Annotated in this window: 21 protein-coding genes and 1 pseudogene; 10 read left to right on the top strand and 12 right to left on the bottom strand. The window is 63.1% G+C overall.

All coding sequences use genetic code 11. The features are described from left to right. Nucleotides 1-35: 35 nt before the first annotated feature. From APH28_RS09765 to APH28_RS09755, 3 genes are all read right to left on the bottom strand, one after another. Nucleotides 36-416, bottom strand: a complete 381-nt coding sequence (locus tag APH28_RS09765) for a hypothetical protein (protein WP_060508834.1) — start codon at nt 414-416, stop codon at nt 36-38. Nucleotides 417-535: 119 nt separating this feature from the next. Beyond that, nucleotides 536-1,717: an MFS transporter gene (locus tag APH28_RS09760; RefSeq protein WP_060508832.1), complete on the bottom strand. Its 1,182-nt coding sequence runs from the start codon at nt 1,715-1,717 to the stop codon at nt 536-538. Between the two features lie 49 nt (nt 1,718-1,766). Continuing rightward, nucleotides 1,767-2,516 (bottom strand): 3-oxoacyl-ACP reductase family protein, encoded by a 750-nt coding sequence (locus APH28_RS09755; RefSeq protein ID WP_060508830.1) that lies wholly within the window; start codon nt 2,514-2,516, stop codon nt 1,767-1,769. Between the two features lie 117 nt (nt 2,517-2,633). On the opposite strand from APH28_RS09755, the gene APH28_RS09750 reads away from it, so the two are divergent. Further along, the gene (locus tag APH28_RS09750; protein WP_060508828.1) at nt 2,634-3,566 is read left to right on the top strand and encodes a LysR family transcriptional regulator; all 933 of its coding nucleotides are present in this window, start codon (nt 2,634-2,636) and stop codon (nt 3,564-3,566) included. 84 nt (nt 3,567-3,650) lie between these two features. Here APH28_RS09750 and APH28_RS09745 read toward each other — a convergent pair whose 3' ends face one another. Beyond that, nucleotides 3,651-4,121, bottom strand: a complete 471-nt coding sequence (locus APH28_RS09745) for a GreA/GreB family elongation factor (protein ID WP_060508827.1) — start codon at nt 4,119-4,121, stop codon at nt 3,651-3,653. A gap of 2 nt (nt 4,122-4,123) precedes the next feature. Then, a complete protein-coding gene (locus tag APH28_RS09740) occupies nt 4,124-4,516 on the bottom strand; it encodes a hypothetical protein (RefSeq protein WP_060508825.1) in 393 nt (130 codons plus the stop codon). A gap of 130 nt (nt 4,517-4,646) precedes the next feature. Here APH28_RS09740 and earP point away from each other — a divergent pair, with 130 nt between their 5' ends. Beyond that, nucleotides 4,647-5,780: an elongation factor P maturation arginine rhamnosyltransferase EarP gene (gene earP / locus APH28_RS09735; RefSeq protein WP_060508823.1), complete on the top strand. Its 1,134-nt coding sequence runs from the start codon at nt 4,647-4,649 to the stop codon at nt 5,778-5,780. A 48-nt stretch (nt 5,781-5,828) separates the two neighbouring features. Next, nucleotides 5,829-6,398, top strand: a complete 570-nt coding sequence (efp, locus tag APH28_RS09730; protein ID WP_060508821.1) for an elongation factor P — start codon at nt 5,829-5,831, stop codon at nt 6,396-6,398. Nucleotides 6,399-6,454: 56 nt separating this feature from the next. On the opposite strand, the gene APH28_RS09725 is transcribed toward efp, so the two are convergent. Beyond that, nucleotides 6,455-6,883, bottom strand: coding sequence for an organic hydroperoxide resistance protein (locus tag APH28_RS09725; RefSeq protein ID WP_060508819.1), 429 nt, complete (start codon nt 6,881-6,883; stop codon nt 6,455-6,457). Nucleotides 6,884-7,024: 141 nt separating this feature from the next. Continuing rightward, nucleotides 7,025-7,480 carry a MarR family winged helix-turn-helix transcriptional regulator gene (locus APH28_RS09720; protein ID WP_060508817.1) on the bottom strand — a complete coding sequence of 152 codons (456 nt, stop codon included), beginning with the start codon at nt 7,478-7,480 and terminating at the stop codon, nt 7,025-7,027. 176 nt (nt 7,481-7,656) lie between these two features. On the opposite strand from APH28_RS09720, the gene APH28_RS09715 reads away from it, so the two are divergent. Next, nucleotides 7,657-8,406, top strand: a complete 750-nt coding sequence (locus APH28_RS09715; RefSeq protein ID WP_060508895.1) for a sulfite exporter TauE/SafE family protein — start codon at nt 7,657-7,659, stop codon at nt 8,404-8,406. 3 nt (nt 8,407-8,409) lie between these two features. On the opposite strand, the gene APH28_RS09710 is transcribed toward APH28_RS09715, so the two are convergent. After that, a complete protein-coding gene (locus tag APH28_RS09710) occupies nt 8,410-9,261 on the bottom strand; it encodes a LysR substrate-binding domain-containing protein (RefSeq protein WP_060508893.1) in 852 nt (283 codons plus the stop codon). 96 nt (nt 9,262-9,357) lie between these two features. Here APH28_RS09710 and APH28_RS09705 point away from each other — a divergent pair, with 96 nt between their 5' ends. After that, nucleotides 9,358-9,576 (top strand): DUF1127 domain-containing protein, encoded by a 219-nt coding sequence (locus APH28_RS09705; protein WP_027919490.1) that lies wholly within the window; start codon nt 9,358-9,360, stop codon nt 9,574-9,576. A 120-nt stretch (nt 9,577-9,696) separates the two neighbouring features. Further along, on the top strand, nt 9,697-10,917 hold the full coding sequence (locus APH28_RS09700; protein ID WP_060508815.1) for a winged helix-turn-helix domain-containing protein: 1,221 nt from the start codon (nt 9,697-9,699) through the stop codon (nt 10,915-10,917). Here the strand turns inward: APH28_RS09700 and APH28_RS09695 are convergent. Further along, nucleotides 10,898-12,244, bottom strand: coding sequence for a class II 3-deoxy-7-phosphoheptulonate synthase (locus APH28_RS09695; protein ID WP_060508891.1), 1,347 nt, complete (start codon nt 12,242-12,244; stop codon nt 10,898-10,900). The two genes, APH28_RS09700 and APH28_RS09695, sit on opposite strands and share 20 nt — an antisense overlap. Nucleotides 12,245-12,361: 117 nt before the next feature. Here APH28_RS09695 and APH28_RS09690 point away from each other — a divergent pair, with 117 nt between their 5' ends. Next, nucleotides 12,362-13,117 (top strand): spermidine synthase, encoded by a 756-nt coding sequence (locus APH28_RS09690; protein WP_060508813.1) that lies wholly within the window; start codon nt 12,362-12,364, stop codon nt 13,115-13,117. A 398-nt stretch (nt 13,118-13,515) separates the two neighbouring features. Beyond that, a pseudogene (locus APH28_RS09685) lies at nt 13,516-15,241 on the top strand (DEAD/DEAH box helicase). A gap of 65 nt (nt 15,242-15,306) precedes the next feature. Here the strand turns inward: APH28_RS09685 and APH28_RS09680 are convergent. Beyond that, nucleotides 15,307-16,059, bottom strand: coding sequence for a class III extradiol ring-cleavage dioxygenase (locus APH28_RS09680; RefSeq protein WP_060508809.1), 753 nt, complete (start codon nt 16,057-16,059; stop codon nt 15,307-15,309). A gap of 101 nt (nt 16,060-16,160) precedes the next feature. Here APH28_RS09680 and APH28_RS09675 point away from each other — a divergent pair, with 101 nt between their 5' ends. Beyond that, on the top strand, nt 16,161-16,808 hold the full coding sequence (locus tag APH28_RS09675) for a thiopurine S-methyltransferase (RefSeq protein ID WP_060508807.1): 648 nt from the start codon (nt 16,161-16,163) through the stop codon (nt 16,806-16,808). 50 nt (nt 16,809-16,858) lie between these two features. On the opposite strand, the gene htpX is transcribed toward APH28_RS09675, so the two are convergent. Together htpX and APH28_RS09665 are read right to left on the bottom strand one after the other, a co-directional pair. Then, nucleotides 16,859-17,746 carry a protease HtpX gene (gene htpX, locus APH28_RS09670; protein WP_023661073.1) on the bottom strand — a complete coding sequence of 296 codons (888 nt, stop codon included), beginning with the start codon at nt 17,744-17,746 and terminating at the stop codon, nt 16,859-16,861. A gap of 245 nt (nt 17,747-17,991) precedes the next feature. Continuing rightward, a complete protein-coding gene (locus tag APH28_RS09665; protein WP_060508805.1) occupies nt 17,992-19,203 on the bottom strand; it encodes a pyridoxal phosphate-dependent aminotransferase in 1,212 nt (403 codons plus the stop codon). 178 nt (nt 19,204-19,381) lie between these two features. Here APH28_RS09665 and msrB point away from each other — a divergent pair, with 178 nt between their 5' ends. Continuing rightward, complete coding sequence (msrB, locus tag APH28_RS09660) at nt 19,382-19,783, top strand: peptide-methionine (R)-S-oxide reductase MsrB (protein ID WP_060508803.1); 402 nt, start codon at nt 19,382-19,384, stop codon at nt 19,781-19,783. The last annotated feature ends 2 nt before the right edge of the window (nt 19,784-19,785 follow it).

The raw sequence follows: 19,785 nt of genomic DNA, 5'->3' as shown, positions 1-19,785 counted from the left end.
GGCGCTATCTTATCAGGCCCCAGTCCAGCGGGTCTTCAGTCGACAGTTGTCGGCCGGCGATGCTGGCGCCAGGTATCGTCGATCTTCGACCACGTCTTGCCGTCGGTGATGGCCATCAGTTTGCGGCCATCCTTGAAGGTGGCCAGAAAGGTGGCTTCTTCTTCTTTGCCACCGAGCCACAGCCCGGCCAACAGGCCCACCGGGCCGGCCACCAGCGCCCCGGCAACGCCCCAGCCGAGGGCGGTACCCAGGCTGCGGCTTGATTCGAGGCTGGCCAGGCGCAGGTCAGCGATGCGGGCCAGTGAAATTCGCTCGCCGGGAGAAGGGCTGCGCGGGGTCTTGAGTGTGAGCGATCCATTGCGAAACTCGCCTTCACCTTGCAAGAGATCGCCGGATTGCACCGTGAGTCTTGTCATTGATTCATCCTGTCAGTGAAAGGTCTTTGACCAGCGCCTACTGAGCGCCGCCAGGGCAGGCAAGTCAACGACCAGGCGACGGAGGGTAATGCGGCGGGTTGTCACGCTCAATGATGGCTTCAGGCTAGCTGCGCCGCGGTTTTGCGCTGCGCCAGGCCCCATACCACCAAGGCCAGCGTGCCGATCGCCAGGCCTGCCACCACGATGCCCATCCACCCTTGGCGCTGGAACAGCTGTGTGCCCAGCAACGAGCCTAGCGCACCGCCGATGAAGTAACAGGTGATGTAGCCGGCATTCAGCCGCGTACGTGCTTCAGGCCGCAAGGCGATCACCGCATTCTGGTTGCTCACGTGCACCAGTTGCACGGCCAGGTCCAACACCAGCACGCCCGCCAGCAATGCCAACAGCGAGTTTTCGGCAAAGCCCAGCGGGACCCACGACAACAGCAGCGCCACCAGGCCAACCGTGGTGCCCAGCGCGCCTTTGCCACGGTCGGCCAGGCGCCCAGCCCAGTTGGCCGCCAGTGCACCGGCGGCGCCGGCCAGGCCGAACAGCCCGATGGCGGCGTCGGAGTAGTGGTAGGGCTCGCGCGCCAGCAGGAAGGCCAGCGGCGTCCAGAACAGCGCGAACAGGCTGAACGCCAGCAAGCCGAGCAGCGAGCGCAGGCGCAGCACCGGTTCTTCGAGAAACAGGCGGAACACCGAGCCGATCAGCGCCGGGTACTTCAGGCCGGCGTGGCTGTTGTACTCGGGCAGGTTGCGGTACAGCGCCAGCGCCGCGAGCGCCATCAGCGCGGCGGCCAGCACATAGATGCTGCGCCAGCCGCCCAATTCGGCCATGAAGCCGGCCGCAGTGCGCGCCAGCAAGATGCCCAGCAGCAGACCGCTCATCAACGTGCCTACTGCTCGGCCGCGCTGATGGGGCTCGCTCAGGGTGGCGGCCATCGGCACGAGGATCTGCGCCACCACCGAGAACAGGCCGGTGAGCGCAGTGCCGAGCAGCAACCAGGGAAGGCTCGGGGCACAGGCGCTGATGACCAGGCCCAGGGTGGAGATGGCTGTCATCACTACGATCAGCCGACGCTGTTCGAAGAGATCGCCGAGCGGTGCCAGCAGCAGCAGGCCGGCGCCGTAGCTGAGCTGGGCGGCGATAACGATGCTGCCGGCGCTGGCGGTACTCAGGCCGAACTGTTGGGCGATGCTGTGCAGCAGGGGTTGGGCGTAGTAGTTGCTGGCCACGGCCAGGCCGGTGGCGGTGGCCATCAGCAAGATCAGCGCTCGGCTGAGGGTTGGGGATTTCATGTGTCTCTCGTGTTCGATGGCAATCTGGGGGCGTGAAGCCCCCAGTCTATCAGGCGGCAAACCCACCATCGGCCAACAAGCTGGCACCGGTGATGTAACCCGCCTCAGGCCCGGCAAGGTACGCCACGAAGCTGGCAATCTCATCCGCCTGCCCATACCGCCCGATCGCCATCAGCGGGATCAGGCTCTCGGCAAACTCGCCGCTGGCTGGGTTCATGTCGGTGTCCACCGGCCCCGGCTGTACGTTGTTCACGGTGATTCCCTGCGGCCCCAGGTCACGGGCCATGCCCTTGGTCAGGCCGACCAGCGCCGACTTGCTCATGGCATACGGAGCGCCACCGGCGAATGGCATACGCTCGGCATTGGTGCTGCCGATGTTGATGATGCGCCCGCCTTGGCCCATGTAGCGGGCAGCTGCCTGGCTGGCGACGAACACGCTGCGCACGTTGACCGCGAGGGTGCGGTCGAAGTCCGCCAGGTCGAACTCGGCCAGCGGCGCAACCGCCAGCACGCCGGCGTTGTTGACCAGGATATCGAGGCGGCCGAAGGCCTTCACGGCGTCGTCAATGGCCAGTTGCAGTGCGGCGGCGTCGGCGCTGTCGGCGCGCAGGGCCAGGGCCTGGCCACCGGCGGCCTTGACCTCTTCAACCAGCGCTTCGGCAGGGCCGGCAGAGCTGACGTAGGTGAAGGCCACCTGTGCACCTTCGCGGGCCAGGCGCCGCACGATGGCTGCGCCAATACCGCGCGAGCCGCCTTGGACGAAGGCGACTTTGCCTTCGAGGGTAAGTTGCTTGGACATGCTGATCTCCTGCTGGAAGCAAGGCCAAATGCCTTGGATGGGCGCAGTATCGACCGATGATTACCTGCTGATAAGATGGCAATCACTATCAGCAGAGTAAACCTTTGGTTGGTAATCATGGCCATGGAGTCTTTCAACGCCCTTGAGTGCTTCATTCGAAGCGCCGAGGTGGGCAGTTTTGCCGAGGCGGCCCGGCGCCTGAGCATCACCCCGGCGGCAGTGGGCAAGCATGTCGCCCAGCTGGAAGCACGGCTCGGGGTACGGCTGTTCCAGCGTAGTACGCGCAAGCTGACCTTGACTGAGGCGGGGCAGCGTTTTCTCGGCGAGGTCAGCGACAGCTTCCGCACCATCCAGTACGCCGTGGCCAACCTGGCCAGCGCCGAGGGCCAGCCGGCCGGGCTGCTGCGGGTGAGCATGGGCACGGTATTCGGCCGCCTGTATGTGCTGCCGCTGCTGAGTGAATTTTTGCGCCGCTACCCGGCGATCACCCCGGACTGGCATTTCGACAACCGCCAGGTCGACCTGATCGGCCAGGGCTTCGATGCGGCCATTGGCGGCGGGTTCGAGCTGCCGCTGGGGGTGGTAGCGCGTAAGCTGACCCCGGCGCATCGTGTGCTGGTGGCGGCGCCTGCGTACCTGGGCCGGCATGCTGCTATCGAAGATCCGCAGGTGCTGCAGCGCCATGACGGGATTCTGATCCGCTCGCCGCAGACCGGGCGGGTGCGTTCCTGGCCCTTGACCAGCCGCTGGCAAGAGCAGCAGCCGTTGCTATTGCGCCAGGCAATGACCATGAGCGATTCGGATGCGGCCTGTGCGGTGGCGCAGCAAGGGTTGGGGATTGCCCTGGTGAGCTTGCCGTTTGCCGTGCCTTATCTGGAAGCAGGGCAGCTGCAGCGGGTGTTGCCGGACTGGTATGTGGATGATGGGCATATCAGCCTGTATTACGCCGAGCACAAGCTGTTGCCGGGCAAGACCCGGGCGTTCATTGACTTTGTGGTGGAGCAGTTTGCCGAGCGGGGGGTGGCGGGGCGGTTTGATGCTTTGGCCTAGAGCTGTGTTGCTTTTGCGGGCCTCTTCGCGGGCACGCCCGCTCCCACAGGGACGGCGCTGCCCTCTGCCCGCGAAGAGGCCGGTTCAGGCAACATCAATGATGTAGAAGGACTGAGCCCCAAGGCTCACCTCATCATCGACCTTTTTCCCCGCCAATTGCTGCCCAAGCGGCGAGCGGGGGGTAATCACGGTCACCGACTCACCCCCCTCGCCAATCTTCAAACCCGCCGCCTCAGGCCCAAGGAACAGCAAGCGCTGCTCGCCATCCTCATCCTCCAAAGTCACCAGGTTGCTCACCTGCACCCCTCGCGCCGGGTCATACTCGCGCAATAGCAGCTGCTGATAAGTCAGTAGCGCCTGGCGTATCTCGGCCGTGCGCCGCGCCTGCCCGGTGGCCAGGTACGAGGCCTCCAGCCCGAGGGTGTCGTACTTGTTCTCGGCGATGTTCTCTTCGGCAGTGGCCGCTTCGTAGGCGGTTTGTGCCGCGCGGCGTAATACCTCCATGTTGGTTTCCAGGGCGGTGACGATGCGGCTGAGCAGGGTGGCCTTGTCCATGGTCAGTAACAGAACTCCAGCACGTTGGCCTGGCTCTTTTCGGTCGGCGCGGTGCGGTTCTGCGCAAGCCAGAACTGGCACTTGGGGCTGTTGAGGTTACGCGGGTTGCCTTGGGCGGCCTCGGCGGCCTGCTGGATTTCCTGCTTGTGCAGGATGTCCTTGTAGTGCTCGAACATTTCGCTCTGCGCATCCACCGGCTGTGCCGGTGCTGGTGCCGGCTTGCTGTAGACAGGTGCCACCGCCTGGGCAACGGGCTCTACCTGTTCTGGCCAAAACTGCAGGGCCAGCCACAGGCTCAGGGCGATGGCCACGGCGCCAAGCCACAGGCCAAAGGCTACACAGAAAATCAGTTGCAGCGGTTTGAGGGTGATCTTCAGTTCACGGTGGCGGGGCATGGCGGCCTCCTGGCAGGGCGGGCGAGGGGGCCATTGTCGCATGGCATCAGGCTTTTTTCCGCGCGGTGCTTTTGTCGGCGACACTTTATCCGCAGAATTCGCGGTTTTTATGCAGGGCGAGGCAGGGCACATGAAAACCACCTGGGACATTTTCTGCAGCGTCGTCGACAACTATGGCGATATCGGTGTGACCTGGCGTCTGGCCCGGCAACTGGTGGCCGAGCACGACCTGGCGGTGCGCCTGTGGGTGGACGACCTGAACGCCTTCGTGCCGCTGTGCCCGGGTGCCGATGCCAGTGCTGCGCAGCAATGGCAGCAGGGTGTCGATGTGCGTGCCTGGCCCGCCGAGTGGCAGCCCGCGGTGCCTGCGGATGTGGTGATCGGTGCCTTTGCCTGCCAGCTGCCGGCAGCTTACGTCGAAGCGATGCGCGCACGTACGACGCCGGTGCTGTGGCTTAACCTGGAGTACCTGAGCGCCGAGGACTGGGTGGAAGGCTGCCACGGTTTGCCATCGCCCCAGCCCAATGGCCTGCGCAAGGTGTTTTTCTTTCCCGGGTTCACGGACAAGACCGGCGGGCTGTTACGTGAGGCCAGCCTGCTGCCGCGGCGGCAGGCCTTCGCGCAATCGGCCGAGGCGCGCGCGGCGTTTCTCCAGGGGATTGGCGTGCAGGTGCAGCCGGGTGCACTGTTGATGTCGTTGTTCGCCTACGAAAACGGGCAACTGGGCCGTTGGCTCGATGCGCTGGTCGAGGATCCCGACCCGGTGCACCTGCTGGTCCCGCAAGGGCGCATTCTCGGCGATCTCAGCGCCTGGCTGGGCGAGCAGCAGCTGCAAGCCGGCGATGTGCGCCAGCGCGGTACTTTGACGGTGCAGATCCTGCCGTTCGTCAGCCAGGACGATTATGACCGCCTGCTGTGGAGCTGCGATTTCAACGCGGTGCGCGGGGAGGACTCGTTCGTGCGCGCCCAGTGGGCCGGTCGGCCGATGTTGTGGCACATCTATGTGCAGGACGAAAATGCGCACTGGGAAAAGCTCGAAGCCTTCCTCGCCCATTATCGTCAAGGCCTGTCCGGCGCTGCCAGCGAGGCACTGATGGCCTTGTGGCGCGCCTGGAACATGGACCGCGACATGCATGCGGCCTGGCAAGGTGCCCGCAAACACTGGGCAGAACTGCAGCAGCACGCCGCTCAGTGGGCGGCGACTCAGGCCGCTCGGCCGGACCTTGCCAAGGCGCTGGTACAGTTTTACCGAAATTGGCTATGATATGCGGCCTCGATTTTTATAAATCCATCCAGATTCGGATACTTCGTAATGAAAACTGGTAAAGAACTGAAACCCGGTACCGTACTGCGGATCGACAACGACCCGTGGCTGGTTCAGAAAGCCGAGTTCACCAAGTCGGGTCGCAACAGCGCGATCATGAAAACCAAGCTGAAAAACCTGCTGACCGGCTACAAGACTGAAACCGTCTACGGTGCAGACGACAAGCTGGATGACGTGATCCTGGATCGCAAAGAAGCGACCCTGTCGTTCATCAGCGGTGACTCGTACACCTTCATGGACACCACCGACTACACCATGTACGAACTGAACGCCGAAGACATCGACGCCGTTCTGCCGTACATCGAAGAAGGCATGGAAGACGTCTGCGAAGCCGTGTTCTTCGAAGGCCGTCTGGTATCGGTTGAACTGCCGACCACCATCAGCCGTCAGGTTGTCTACACCGAGAACGCTGCTCGCGGCGACACCTCGGGCAAGGTCATGAAGCCTGCCAAACTGAAGAACGGTACCGAGATCCAGGTTGCCGACTTCATCCAGATCGACGAGTGGATCGACATCGACACTCGCGACAACAGCTTCAAAGGCCGCTCCAAGAAGTAATCCTTCTTGCGAACGCAAAAAACCCGGCCTCGGCCGGGTTTTTTTCTGCCTATGATTTAAACGGTCACGTGCAGGCGCACATCCACATTGCCGCGGGTGGCGTTGGAATACGGGCAGACCTTGTGGGCCTTTTCCACCAGCGCTTCGGCGTCGGCCTGGGCCAGTCCTGGCAAGTTTATGTTCAGGTCGATATCCAGGCCGAAACCACCCGGGATCTGGCCGATGCCGACCTTGGCGGTGATCGAGGCATCGGCTGGCAGGGCTTTCTTTTCCTGGCCGGCGACGAATTTCAGCGCACCGATGAAGCAGGCCGAGTAGCCGGCCGCGAACATCTGCTCTGGGTTGGTACCGTCACCGCCGGCGCCGCCGAGTTCCTTGGGGGTGCTCAGCTTGACTTCCAGCTTGCCGTCGCTGGAGCGGGATGTGCCGTCGCGACCGCCGGTGGAGGTGGCTTCTGCGATGTACAGCGGAGTGACCTTTTGCATCTTGAGCCTCGTTAATGTGCTGTGCGCCCCTGGTGATCAGGTGGCGTCATGTGAAGACGGGATTTAAATTAGCGCGCAATTAGTTAGCGCGCAAGATAAATCTTCACCGTTCATCCGAACGGGCATCACACAGCGTAGCCGTCAGAGGTTTTTTTGCAGGCTGTCGCGCAGCTCGAGCAGGTCGGCCTGCAACTGCTGCAGGCGTTCGAGGCTGCGGCCGCTGGCCTTGAGGATGCAATGCGGCACCTCTCGGGCCTGCTGCTGCAAGGCGCGGCCTTTGTCCGTCAGTTGCACCAGCACCACCCGCTCATCTTCGCGGCTGCGGTTGCGCTGCAGCAGGCCTTCGCTTTCCAGGCGCTTGAGCAGTGGTGTGAGGGAGCCAGGGTCGGTTAGCAGGTGCTGGCTGATTTCGCCTACCGTGAGGCCGTCCTGCTCCCACAGCACGAGCATGGCCAGGTACTGCGGGTAGGTCAGGCCCAGCGCTTGCAGCAGGGGTTTGTAGACCTTGGTCATCAGCAACGAGGTGGAGTGCAGGGCGAAGCAGACCTGGTTGTCCAGCAGCAGCTCGTCACAGGAAGCTTGGGTGTTGGCGTTCATGCAGGTCCTTGAATGTCATCAATGGAGGAATCTAGCACGCTGATGAGAAATTCGAGCAGCAAACGGCTGCGAGAGTTCGGTTGGAGTTCAAGGTGCCGTGCATGCATTTCGCGTTTCCCTGGCAGCGCACAATCGTTAGCATGCTCGCTTTCAAAACGCAGGCGAGTGAAACCCTGATGATCGAGTGGTTGTTGTTTAGCGTGCTGGGCGCCGCCCTGGGTACCATGGGCGGGTTGTTCGGCATCGGCGGCGGGCTGATCGCCATCCCGGCGCTGGGGGTGCTGTTCGGCCTCGATCAGCAACTGGCCCAAGGCACGGCGCTGGTGATGGTGGTGCCGAACGTGTTGCTGGCACTGTGGCGCTATCACCAGCGCAACCGCATCGAGCTGCGCCACGCCTTGCCACTGTCACTGTGCAGTTTCCTGTTCGCCTGGCTGGGGTCGATCTGGGCGGTGGGGATCGATGCCCACGCCATGCGCCTGGGCTTTGTCGGCTTCCTGGTGGCGCTGGCGGTGTGGAACGTGGTGCGGATGTTCCTCAAGGTTTCCCCGCCCAGCGCCCAGATGCGCTATGCCTGGCCGTGGCTGGGTGTGCTGGGCAGCTTTGCCGGGACCATGGGCGGCCTGTTCGGTGTGGGCGGGGCGGTGGTGGCCACGCCGATCCTGAGCAGTGTGTTCGGCACCACCCAGGTGGTGGCGCAGGGGCTGTCGCTGGCGCTGGCGGCGCCGAGTACCTTGGTGACGTTGGTGACCTATGGGGTGCACCACAGCGTTGACTGGAGTATGGGCATTGCGTTGGCGGTCGGTGGGCTGCTGAGCATCAGCTGGGGGGTGAAACTGGCCCATGCCCTGCCTGAAAAAGTACTGCGGGCGATGTTCTGTGTGTTCCTGGTGGTATGTGCGGTGATGCTGGGCTTCGAGTTGTAAGCGTCACAGGAACCCCTCGACGATGTAATCGGCCATGCAGTCGGTGATCGGCGACTGGCTCTGGCTGTTGCGCAGCAACATTACGTTGGCCACCGGCAACTGCGGCAAGCCTTCGTTCTCGCCGAGAATGCGGATGTTGCCAGCTATCAAGCTCTGCAATTGCGCCGTCACCGCCAGCCCCGCAGTGACGATGGCAAATATCGCCGCCAGGCTGGGACTGGTGTAGGCGATGCGGTAGTCGATGCCCTGGGCCTCCAGGGCATTGCAGGTCCAGGCCCGGCAGAAGCAGTCGGTGTTGAATAGCGCCAGCGGCATTGGCCGTTGCTCCTGCGGGCAAAAACCTTCGGCGGCGGCCCAGACCAGGCGCTCCTGGCGCAGCAGCTGGCCAACCTCGTTGCCCGGCTCGCGGGTAACGATGGTCAGGTCCAGGTCCTGGCGCAGCATCAGCTGCTTTGACGAGTCGCAATGCACCTCCACCTGCACCAGCGGATAGGCTTGGGCGAAGCTGGAGAGAATGGTCGGCAGAAAGCGCATGGCGTAGTCATCTGGCGTGCCGATGCGCACCATGCCGACCATGTGCGGCATGCGCAGGGTGTTGAACACTTCGCCATGCAGCTTGAGGATGCGCCGTGCATAGCCAAGCAACACTTGGCCTTCGGCGGTAAGCCGGACCTGGCGGCCATCGCGCTCGAACAGCTGGCGCTGCAGGATGTCTTCCTCCAGGCGTTTCATCTGCATGCTCACCGCCGACTGGGTACGGTTGACCACTTCGCCGGCACGGGTGAAACCGCCTTGTTCGGCGATGGCGACGAAGGTGCGCAGCACGTCGGCATCGAGGCTCTGGTACTGGGACATTGCATCAATCTCCGAGATGCATGGCATCAGAAACATTCGTTGGATTGATCTTAAGCCTGGGCAGAGACTGGAGCCATCAACACGGAGGGCTTCACGATGAAAGGTCATGTCAGCAGCATCCAGCAACCTGCCTTTTCCCTGAACCACCTGTGGCATGTAGCCCTGGACCGCCCGGCCCGGTGGCTGCAGCTGTACCGCCAGCGCCAGGAACTGGCCAGCCTGAGTGATGCGACCCTGCATGACCTGGGCTTGAGCCGGGCGGATATCCAGCAAGAGGCCGAGCGGCATTTCTGGGATGATCCGCTGCGTAAATAGGCTAAACCTGTAAGGGCCCTTTCGCGGGGCAAGCCCGCTCCTACAAAGGCTACGCATATCCCTGTAGGAGCGGGCTTGCCCCGCGAAAGGGCCGGTACTGCCCGCACAAGGAGATCAGGTTTGCCCCTCAAGCTATCCATCAACCAGGCCCGCCGTCTGGCCCTGTCTGCCCAAGGATTCGGCAAACAGCCTGACTCCCCACCGACCCTGACCGCACTCAAGCGCATGCTGCACCGCCTGGGCGTGGTGCAGATCGACTCGGTCAACGCCGTGGTCCGCTCCCATTACCTACCGCTGTTCTCCCGCCTCGGTGACTATCCGCCGGCGATGCTCGACCAACTCGCCTGGGGCGGGGGGCGCCAGCGCCAGCTGTTCGAGTACTGGGGCCATGAAGCCTCACTATTACCCCTGAACCTCTACCCATTGCTGCGCTGGCGCATGGCCCATGCCGCCGATGGCCGCGGCATCTACCGCCAGCTTGCCCAGTTTGGCCGCGAGCGCCAGGACGTGATCGCCCGTGTGCTGGCCGCCGTCCGCGAACACGGCGCCCTCGGCGCAGGCAGCCTGTCCACCCGTCAGGAGCGGGCCGGCCCGTGGTGGGACTGGAGCGAAGAAAAGCACGCACTGGAATGGCTGTTCGCTGCCGGTGAAGTGACGGTGGCGGGGCGCCGCGGTTTCGAACGGCTCTACGACGTACCGGAAAAGGTGCTGCCCAAGGCGATCCTCGATCAAGCGCCGCCGGGCGAAGCCGAAGCCCATCAAAGCCTGATGCTGCGCGCCGCCACGGCCTTGGGCGTGGCTACCGAGCGCGACCTGCGTGACTACTTCCGCCTTGAACCTGGCCAGGGCAAGGCGGCGCTCGATGAGCTGGTTGCCGATGGCCGGTTGCAGCCGGTCGAGGTGCAGGGCTGGAAGCAGCTCGCCTTCTGTGCCGGCACACCGCGCATCCCTCGGCGCATCGAGGCCAGCGCGCTGCTGTCGCCGTTCGATTCACTGGTCTGGGAGCGCAACCGCACCGAACGGCTGTTCGACTTCCACTACCGACTGGAGATCTACACCCCGCTGCACAAGCGAGTCTACGGCTACTACGTACTGCCTTTCCTTTACCAAGAGCGTATCGCCGCGCGCCTGGACCTGCGCGCCGAGCGCGCCGCTGGGCAACTGGCGGTGCATGCCGTGCACGCAGAATCGATAGCGTTGGACGAGGAGGGCTATAAGGCCCTGGCGGGTAATCTGCTGCGCCTGGCCAAGTGGTTGGGCCTGGCGCGCGTGCAACTGAACTGCCCTCGGGCAGAGGGCAGCCAGTTGCGTCAGGCTTTACTCAGCGCCGCACCTGCTTGAGGGTTTCGGCGATCATGAAGGCCAGCTCCAGCGACTGATCGGCGTTCATCCGTGGGTCACAGTGGGTGTGGTAGCGGTCGGACAGGGCATCCTCGGTGATCGGCCGGGCGCCACCGATGCACTCGGTAACGTTCTGCCCGGTCATCTCGATATGGATGCCGCCAGCATGGCTGCCCTCGGCCTGGTGCACCTGGAAGAACTGCTTCACCTCGTCGAGGATCTGCGCGAAGTCGCGGGTTTTGTAGCCGCTGCTGGCCTTGATGGTGTTGCCGTGCATCGGGTCGGAACTCCACAGCACCTTGCGCCCCTCGCGCTCGACGGTGCGGATCAGCCCAGGCAGGTGCGCGCCAACCTTGCCGGCACCCATGCGCACGATCAGGTTGAGGCGGCCGGGGTCGTTAGCTGGGTTGAGTGTGTCGATCAGGCGGATCAGCTGTTCGGGGTTCATGCTTGGGCCGACCTTGACCCCGATCGGGTTGTGCACCCCGCGCAGGAATTCGACGTGGGCGCCGTCGAGCTGCCGGGTGCGGTCGCCGATCCACAGCATGTGCGCCGAGCAGTCGTAGTAGTCGCCGGTCAGGCTGTCCTGGCGGACGAAGGCTTCTTCGTAATTGAGTAGCAGCGCTTCATGGGCGGTGAAGAAGCTGGTCTCGCGCAGTTGCGGTGCGCTGTCCAGCCCGCAGGCGCGCATGAAGGCCAGGGTTTCGTCGATGCGGTTGGCCAGTTGGTGGTACTTGTCGGCCAGCGCCGAGTTGGCAATGAAGTCGAGGTTCCACTTGTGCACCTGGTGCAGGTCGGCGAAACCGCCCTGGGCGAAGGCGCGCAGCAAGTTGAGGCTGGCGGTGGCCTGGTGATAGGCCTGCAGCAGGCGTTCCGGGTCCGGCATGCGGCTTTTTTCGTCAAAACCGATGCCATTGACGATGTCGCCACGGTAGGCCGGCAGGGTGACGTTGCCGATGGTTTCGTCGTTTGCTGAGCGCGGCTTGGCGAATTGCCCGGCCATGCGCCCGACCTTCACCACCGGGCAGCCGGCGGCAAAGGTCATGACAATGGCCATCTGCAGCAGCACCTTGAAGGTGTCGCGGATCTTCGCTGCCGAGAACTCGGCAAAGCTTTCGGCGCAGTCACCACCCTGCAGCAGGAAGGCACGGCCCTCGGTCACCTCGGCGAACTGCCGGCGCAGCTCGCGCGCTTCGCCAGCGAACACCAGTGGCGGGTAGCTGGCCAGGGTCTGCTCGACCTTGAGCAGGTGCGCGGCATCGGGGTAGGTCGGTTGCTGCTGGATCGGCAGGGCACGCCAGCTGTCAGGGCTCCACGGTCGGTTCATCACAGGCTCGGTCATTGTCTGTTTAGGCTGCCTGCCATGTTAACAGTTGGCGCCACGCTTGTTGCATCCGGGGCGTTGACGGACAATGCGCGTTTTGCGCGGGTGGGTGGCAGTTAGATGGCGACGGAGCGGGAAGAGAAGCTGTTGGCCCGGGTCGAGGATGCCTTTGGCGTGATCAGCGTGTATGAGGTGGAGGATTACCGCTTCCTCGAGTTTGGCGATGCCATTGAGCAGAGCTGCGTGTTCACCGCCGACCCCAGCTGGCTGGAATACGACTACACCCGCGCCATGCTGGTCGGTGCGCTGTGCCATGAGCAGCCGGAGAGTGCGCTGTTTCTTGGCCTGGGCGCCGGTACTCTGACCCAGGCGTGCATGAAGTTCCTGCCGCTGGAAGACATCGAGGCCATCGAACTGCGCGCGGACGTGCCACGCCTGGCCATGGAATACATGGGGCTGGACGATGACCCACGGCTGTACGTGCGCATTGGCGACGCCCTCGAGTTGCTGCCCACGGCCGAGCAGACCGACCTGCTGTTCGTCGACCTTTATACCGACCACGGGCCGGGTGTCGGGCACCTGGCGTGGAATTTCCTCGAGAACTGCCAGAAGCAGCTCAACCCAGGGGGTTGGCTGGTGATCAACCAGTGGGCCAACGATGACGGCAAGCCGCTGGGCGCGGCGTTGCTGCGCGGGTTGTACCACCGGCATTACTGGGAATTGCCGGTGAAGGAGGGCAATGTGATCCTGTTAGTGCCGGCGGACCTGGAGCAGCAACTGGACCTCGACGGCCTGCGGGCGCGGGCCGAGGCGCTGGCGCCGCGCTTGGGGTATAGCCTGGAAGGGCTGATTGGCGAAATTCGCCCTGCCACCTGAAGACCGCGTCGCCCTTTTCGCGGGCTTGCCCGCCCCCACAGGAATATCCCTGCCCTCAGGATCTGAGCGGTACCTGTGGGAGCGGGCGAGCCCGCGAAAAGGGCAACTCGGAACCCTCAGAAGAAATCGATTCAGCAGGCCAAGGTTGATGGCCAGACACTGGCCGTTGGGCCAGAAAAATTTCCTCACTCCCCACCGTTATTTCGGGTATAGTACGCGCCGGTCTTTTAGCGGGCCTCAAAATCAGGTGGTGCAAATCCTCCGAGTCCAGCTTCGGCTGCACGTCCGCTAGGCGGACCTTCCCAAAGTTTTCTTTTTCAATCGTTTTCGCAAATCCCCGCCGACAAAGCTGCCTGGGTGACCGTTCCGGTCTTTCAAGGCATGTGCAGCTTTGCAGCATGGGTCTTTGCGGATGCACTTAGAGGCAGACCCATGACCCAGGAAACCGGCGGCTTCGCCGCTCTCGATCTTAATCCGAACATTGTTGCTGCCGTTCTGGCTACCGGCTACGAAGAGCCGTCCGCCATTCAGCAACAATCGATCCCGATCATCCTCGCCGGTCACGACATGATCGGCCAGGCGCAGACTGGCACCGGCAAGACCGCTGCCTTCGCACTGCCGATCCTCAACAAGATCGATGTGAGCAAGCGCGAACCGCAAGCCCTGATCCTGGCGCCAACCCGTGAGTTGGCGCTGCAAGTAGCCACCGCTTTCGAAACCTACGCCAAGCAGATGCCAGGCGTTAATGTAGTGGCCGTTTACGGTGGTGCCCCAATGGGCCCACAGCTGCGTGCCATTCGCAACGGTGCGCAAATCGTCGTCGCTACCCCGGGCCGCCTGTGCGACCACCTGCGTCGTGACGAGAAAGTCCTGTCGACCGTGCAGTACCTGGTACTGGACGAAGCCGACGAAATGCTCAAGCTGGGCTTCATGGACGACCTCGAAGTGATCTTCGATGCCATCCCGGCCAGCCGCCAGACCGTTCTGTTCTCCGCAACCCTGCCGTCGTCGATCCGCTCGATCGCCGAACGCCACCTGCGCGAGCCCAAGCACGTCAAGATCCAGAGCAAGACCCAGACCGTCACCGCAATCGACCAGGCCCACCTGATGGTCCACGCCGACCAGAAGATCCCGGCTGTGTTGCGTCTGCTGGAAGTCGAAGAGTTCGACGCGCTGATCGCCTTCGTGCGCACCAAGCAAGCCACCCTGGACCTGGCCGCCGCGCTGGAAGCCAAGGGCTACAAGGCTGCCGCGCTGAACGGTGACATCGCCCAGAACCAGCGTGAGCGCGTGATCGACTCGCTGAAGGATGGCCGCCTGGACATCGTCGTCGCCACCGACGTCGCTGCCCGTGGTCTGGACGTACCGCGCATCACTCACGTGTTCAACGTCGACATGCCGTACGACCCGGAATCCTACGTGCACCGTATCGGCCGTACCGGCCGTGCCGGTCGCGATGGCCGTGCGCTGTTGCTGGTCACCCCGCGTGAGCGCCGCATGCTGCAGGTGATCGAGCGCGTGACCGGGCAGAAGGTTGCCGAAGCCCGTCTGCCGAACGCCCAGGCTGTCCTGGACGCCCGCATCAAGAAGCTGACCAACAGCCTGGCGCCGCTGGTTGCAGAAGCTGAAGCCACCCATGGCGAGCTGTTCGACCGCCTGACCGCCGACCTCGGCTGCAGCGCACGTGCCTTGGCTTCGGCCCTGCTGCGCAAGGCCACCAACGGCCAGGCGCTGGACCTGGCCGCGGTAGAGCGCGAGCAGCCGCTGGTACCAAGCTTCGCCCCACGTGGCGAGCGTACCGAGCGTGGTGAGCGCAGCGACCGCGGTGATCGTGGCGACCGTGGTGGTGACCGCGAGCGTCGTGCGCCAATGCCGCTGGCTGAAGGCCGCGTGCGTTGCCGTACCGCCCTGGGTGCCCGTGACGGCATCGCCGCCAAGAACCTGCTGGGCGCGATTCTCAACGAAGGTGGCCTGGCCCGTGACGCCATCGGCCGCATCCAGGTACGCGACAGCTTCAGCCTGATCGAGCTGCCGGAAGATGGCCTCGAGAAGCTGCTGACCAAGCTGAAGGACACCCGCGTTGCCGGCAAGCAGCTGAAGCTGCGCCGTTATCGCGAAGATTGATCCTGATGCAATGAAAAAATCCCCGGCCTAGGTCGGGGATTTTTTTTGCCTCTTCGCGGGGTTTTTCAGTCGAACCGATAGATGTCCATCCCCAGTGCCCCCAGGGTAAAGCCTTGGTGCACAACCCCGAAGCTGCCTCCAGCCCCTAGGGCAAAGAACAACGGCAGCAAATGCTCATCACTGGGGTGATTGCGCACCGCAAACGGCGCCTGTTGCCGGTAATCGAGCAGCGCGGCCTGGTCATCTGCCTTCAACCGCTCCACCACCCAATCCCGGAACGCCAGCGCCCAAGGCTCGATCACGTCTGGCCCGGCGTGCCAGTCCAGTTCACCGAGGTTATGGGTAATGCTGCCGGAGCCCATCAGCAAGATGCCTTCCTTGCGCAGCCCGGCCAGCGCCTGGCCGACCTTGATCTGCAAGGCAGGCCCCATCTGGCTGGGCAAGGAGATCTGAATCACCGGGATGCTCGCATCCGGGTACATCAACGACAGCGGTACCCAGGCGCCGTGATCGAACGGCCGCTGTGGGTCCAGGCGGGCCTGCAGCAGTTCAGCAACCCGGCTGGCCAGGGCTGGCTCGCCCGGCGCCGGGTATTGCACCGCATACAGTGCCGGCGGGAAGCCGTAGAAGTCGTGCCAGGTCTCTGGCTGTGCGCTGCTGGTTACCAGCAGCTCGCGGCTCTCCCAGTGTGCCGACACCACCACGATCGCTTTCGGCCGAGGCAGGCTATTGGCAAGTCCCGCCAAAGCCGGCCCGCTGGCGCCAGGTTGCAAGGCGAGCATGGGAGAACCATGGGAAATAAACAGGCTGGGCAGCATGGCGGGGTCCTGAGGGTTAAGATGCAATCATCTTCGATCAACTACTGATCGAAATCCAAATCAAGTTTTGCCGTCAATCCATCTAAAAATCGGGAGTGATCATGGAGCCAGCGTTCTGGCAAAAACGATGGGCCGATAACCAGATCGGTTTTCATCAAGCGCGGGTGAACCCTTTTCTGCAAAAGTATTGGCCGCGGTTGCAACTGGCACCGGGCAGCCGTGTGCTGGTGCCGCTGTGCGGCAAGAGCCTGGACCTTGCCTGGCTGGCGGGGCAGGGGCACCGTGTTTTAGGGGTAGAGTTGTCACGCCAGGCTGTGGAGGCCTTCTTCCATGAGCATGGGCTGGAACCACAGGTTGTGCAGCAGGGTGCCTTCGAAGTCTGGCGCAGCGGTGATGTGGAGCTTTGGTGTGGCGACTTCTTCGCCTTGCGCGTTGAAGACCTGGCGGATTGCGTGGCGCTCTATGATCGCGCCGCACTGATTGCCCTGCCACCGCACATGCGTGCGCAGTACATGCGCTTGCTTTTACAGGCATTGCCGGCCGGTGACGGGCTGCTGCTGACACTGGATTACCAGCAGGAACTGCTGGCCGGACCGCCGTTTTCGGTGGCTGACGATGAGGTGAGGCTCGGGTTCGCCGGTTGGCAGGTTGAAGCGCTTGAAGAGCAGGAGGTGATCGGCGAGAGCCCGAAGTTCCAGGAGGCCGGGGTCCAGAGCCTGGTCGAACGGGTGTACCGCGTGCAGTTCTGAGCGAAAACGAAAAAGGGCGACTGCAGTCGCCCTTTTTTTTACCGGTCGAATCAACCGCGGCGGCGCAGGGCCTCGATGCGGTCTTCCAGTGGCGGGTGGCTCATCAGCAGGCCAGCCAGGCCGTGCTTCAGGCCGCCGTTGATGCCGAAGGCCTTCAGGGTGTCGGGCATGTGCACCGGCAGGCCTTGCTCCACGCGCAGGCGCTGCAGGGCGCCGATCATGGCGGCGGTACCGGCCAATTGTGCACCGGCTTCGTCGGCACGGTACTCGCGGCGGCGCGAGAACCACATGACGATCATGCTGGCGAGGATGCCTAGGATCAGCTCGGCAACGATGGTCGCCACATAGTAGGCAATACCTTGGCCTTCTTCGTTCTTGAAGATTACCTTGTCGACGAAGTTGCCGATAATGCGGGCAAAGAACATCACGAAGGTGTTCACCACGCCCTGCACCAGGGCCAGGGTGACCATGTCACCGTTGGCCACGTGGCCGATTTCGTGGGCCAGCACGGCGCGCACTTCATCGGGCGAGAAGCGCTCCAGCAGGCCCTGGGACACGGCTACCAGTGCGTCGTTGCGGTTCCAGCCGGTGGCGAAGGCGTTGGCCTCGTAAGCCGGGAAAATACCCACTTCGGGCATCTTGATGCCGGCTTCACGTGACAGCTCCTCGACCGTTTGCAGCAGCCACTGCTCGTGGCGGGTGCGCGGCTGGCTGATGATCTGGGTGCCGGTGGTCATCTTCGCCATCCACTTGGAGATGAACAGCGAGACCAGGGAGCCAGCGAAGCCGAACACGGCGCAGAAGACCAGCAGGCTGCTGAGGTTGAGGTCAACCCCGTTGGCGGCCATGAACCCGTTGAAGCCGAACAGGCTCAGGGTAATGCTTGCAACCAGCACCACCGCGAGGTTGGTGGCTACAAACAACAGAATGCGCATCATGGTTGTTACGTTCTCCTGACGGATGAGTTGTTGCTTACTGCGGGGTATATAAGGTGCCGGTCGCACAGATTCAATCGGGCGACTATTTCAAACTGTGTACGGCGGAGTATGGCAGAGGATTAAGCACGGGCTGTGAGGTAGAGCGTTGCAGGATGTAAGAAACATCCTGTGAGATTGCAGCGGCTGCTTGTAGGAGCGGCCTTGTGTCGCGAAAGGGGCGCAAAGCGCCCCCCCGGGGCCATCACTTACTGCGAATAAGTCCGCAGGAAGTTACCAATCCGCCCAATCGCGGCCTCAAGGTCATCCACCCGCGGCAAGGTCACCACGCGGAAGTGGTCCGGCCACGGCCAGTTGAACGCCGTACCCTGAACGATCAGCAGCTTCTCCGACAGCAGCAGGTCGAGGGCGAACTTCTCGTCGTTGAGAATCGGGCACACCTTCGGATCAATGCGCGGGAACGCATACAGGGCGCCCATTGGCTTGACGCAGCTCACGCCCGGGATGTCGTTGAGCAGCTCGTAGGTGCGGTTGCGCTGCTCCAGCAGGCGCCCTGGCGGCAGCACCAGGTCGTTGATGCTCTGGTAGCCGCCCAGTGCGGTCTGGATCGCATGCTGTGCTGGCACGTTGGCGCACAGGCGCATGTTGGCCAGCATGTCGATGCCTTCGATGTAGCTCTGGGCGTGGTGCTTGGGCCCGGAGATGATCAGCCAGCCGGAGCGGAAGCCCGCCACACGGTACGACTTGGACAAACCGTTGAAGGTCAGGCACAGCAGGTCCGGGGCCAGCGAGGCAGTGCTGATGTGCACGGCTTCGTCGTAAAGGATCTTGTCGTAGATCTCGTCGGAGAACACCACCAGGTTGTGCTGGCGCGCCAGCTCCAGCATGCCCAGCAGCAGCGCTTTGGAATACACCGCGCCGGTCGGGTTGTTCGGGTTGATGATCACCAGGGCCTTGGTATTCGGGGTGATCTTGGCCTTGATGTCTTCCAGGTCGGGGAACCAGTCAGCTTGCTCGTCGCACAGGTAGTGCACCGGCTTGCCGCCGGCCAGGCTCACGGCAGCGGTCCACAGCGGATAGTCGGGGGCCGGGATCAGTACTTCGTCGCCGTTGTTCAGCAGTGCCTGCATCGACATCACGATCAGCTCGGACACACCGTTGCCGAGGTAGATGTCCTCGATGGTGACGCCTTCGATTTCCTTCTGCTGGCAGTACTGCATCACGGCCTTGCGTGCGCTGAACAGGCCCTTGGAGTCACTGTAACCTTGAGCGGTGGGCAGGTTGCGGATCACATCCTGGAGGATTTCGTCCGGCGCTTCGAAGCCAAACGGTGCCGGGTTGCCGATGTTCAGCTTGAGGATGCGGTGGCCTTCCTCTTCCAGGCGTTTGGCGTGCTTGAGCACCGGGCCGCGAATGTCGTAGCAGACATTGGCGAGCTTGTTCGATTTGCTGAACTGCATGATGTGGTCCCGATTGAGAATACGCGCCGCGGCCCTCTTCAAAACAGTCTAAAGGTTTGAAAGGGCAGGAAGCGGGTGCCAGACTGGAGGCCTTGCACACGAAGCCAACTAATATACGTGCCACCCGCGTTACGGAAAAGACGGCGCGAGGTGAAATTCAGCCTGCCGAGGTCCAGTTATGCAAAAGATCGACAAGACACTTGAAGAATGGCGCGAAATGCTCGACCCCGCGCAGTATCAGGTGTGCCGCCTCAAGGGCACCGAGCGGCCGTTCAGCGGCAAGTACAACAGTGAGCGCCGGGCCGGCATTTACCATTGCATCTGCTGCGACCTGGCGTTATTCGACGCGCAGACCAAGTTCGATTCCGGCTGCGGCTGGCCAAGTTTTTACGCGCCGATCGAAGAAAGCGCGATGGTCGAGATACGCGACACCTCCCACGGCATGATCCGCACCGAGGTCACCTGCGCCCAGTGCGACGCCCACCTGGGCCATGTATTCCCCGACGGCCCGCCACCGACTGGCTTGCGTTACTGCATCAACTCGGTGTGCCTGGACTTCAAACCCCGCGACGGAGCCTGAAA

Origin of the sequence: Pseudomonas sp. NBRC 111124 (assembly GCF_001320245.1) — a bacterium.
In the GTDB taxonomy this organism is placed as follows: Bacteria; Pseudomonadota; Gammaproteobacteria; order Pseudomonadales; family Pseudomonadaceae; genus Aquipseudomonas.
Note: the sequence above shows the minus strand (reverse complement) of the source record. Positions and strands in the feature narration are given on the sequence as shown.

Coding starts and splice junctions, on each gene's coding strand:
- APH28_RS09705 (WP_027919490.1), top strand. CDS start 9,358: ATGAAAGGTCATGTCAGCAGCATCCAGCAACCTGCCTTTTCCCTGAAC.
- APH28_RS09760 (WP_060508832.1), bottom strand. CDS start 1,717: ATGAAATCCCCAACCCTCAGCCGAGCGCTGATCTTGCTGATGGCCACC.
- APH28_RS09725 (WP_060508819.1), bottom strand. CDS start 6,883: ATGCAAAAGGTCACTCCGCTGTACATCGCAGAAGCCACCTCCACCGGC.
- APH28_RS09755 (WP_060508830.1), bottom strand. CDS start 2,516: ATGTCCAAGCAACTTACCCTCGAAGGCAAAGTCGCCTTCGTCCAAGGC.
- APH28_RS09710 (WP_060508893.1), bottom strand. CDS start 9,261: ATGTCCCAGTACCAGAGCCTCGATGCCGACGTGCTGCGCACCTTCGTC.
- APH28_RS09750 (WP_060508828.1), top strand. CDS start 2,634: ATGGCCATGGAGTCTTTCAACGCCCTTGAGTGCTTCATTCGAAGCGCC.
- APH28_RS09675 (WP_060508807.1), top strand. CDS start 16,161: ATGGAGCCAGCGTTCTGGCAAAAACGATGGGCCGATAACCAGATCGGT.
- htpX (WP_023661073.1), bottom strand. CDS start 17,746: ATGATGCGCATTCTGTTGTTTGTAGCCACCAACCTCGCGGTGGTGCTG.
- APH28_RS09665 (WP_060508805.1), bottom strand. CDS start 19,203: ATGCAGTTCAGCAAATCGAACAAGCTCGCCAATGTCTGCTACGACATT.
- APH28_RS09695 (WP_060508891.1), bottom strand. CDS start 12,244: ATGAACCGACCGTGGAGCCCTGACAGCTGGCGTGCCCTGCCGATCCAG.
- APH28_RS09745 (WP_060508827.1), bottom strand. CDS start 4,121: ATGGACAAGGCCACCCTGCTCAGCCGCATCGTCACCGCCCTGGAAACC.
- APH28_RS09740 (WP_060508825.1), bottom strand. CDS start 4,516: ATGCCCCGCCACCGTGAACTGAAGATCACCCTCAAACCGCTGCAACTG.
- APH28_RS09720 (WP_060508817.1), bottom strand. CDS start 7,480: ATGAACGCCAACACCCAAGCTTCCTGTGACGAGCTGCTGCTGGACAAC.
- APH28_RS09715 (WP_060508895.1), top strand. CDS start 7,657: ATGATCGAGTGGTTGTTGTTTAGCGTGCTGGGCGCCGCCCTGGGTACC.
- APH28_RS09765 (WP_060508834.1), bottom strand. CDS start 416: ATGACAAGACTCACGGTGCAATCCGGCGATCTCTTGCAAGGTGAAGGC.
- APH28_RS09690 (WP_060508813.1), top strand. CDS start 12,362: ATGGCGACGGAGCGGGAAGAGAAGCTGTTGGCCCGGGTCGAGGATGCC.
- earP (WP_060508823.1), top strand. CDS start 4,647: ATGAAAACCACCTGGGACATTTTCTGCAGCGTCGTCGACAACTATGGC.
- msrB (WP_060508803.1), top strand. CDS start 19,382: ATGCAAAAGATCGACAAGACACTTGAAGAATGGCGCGAAATGCTCGAC.
- APH28_RS09680 (WP_060508809.1), bottom strand. CDS start 16,059: ATGCTGCCCAGCCTGTTTATTTCCCATGGTTCTCCCATGCTCGCCTTG.
- efp (WP_060508821.1), top strand. CDS start 5,829: ATGAAAACTGGTAAAGAACTGAAACCCGGTACCGTACTGCGGATCGAC.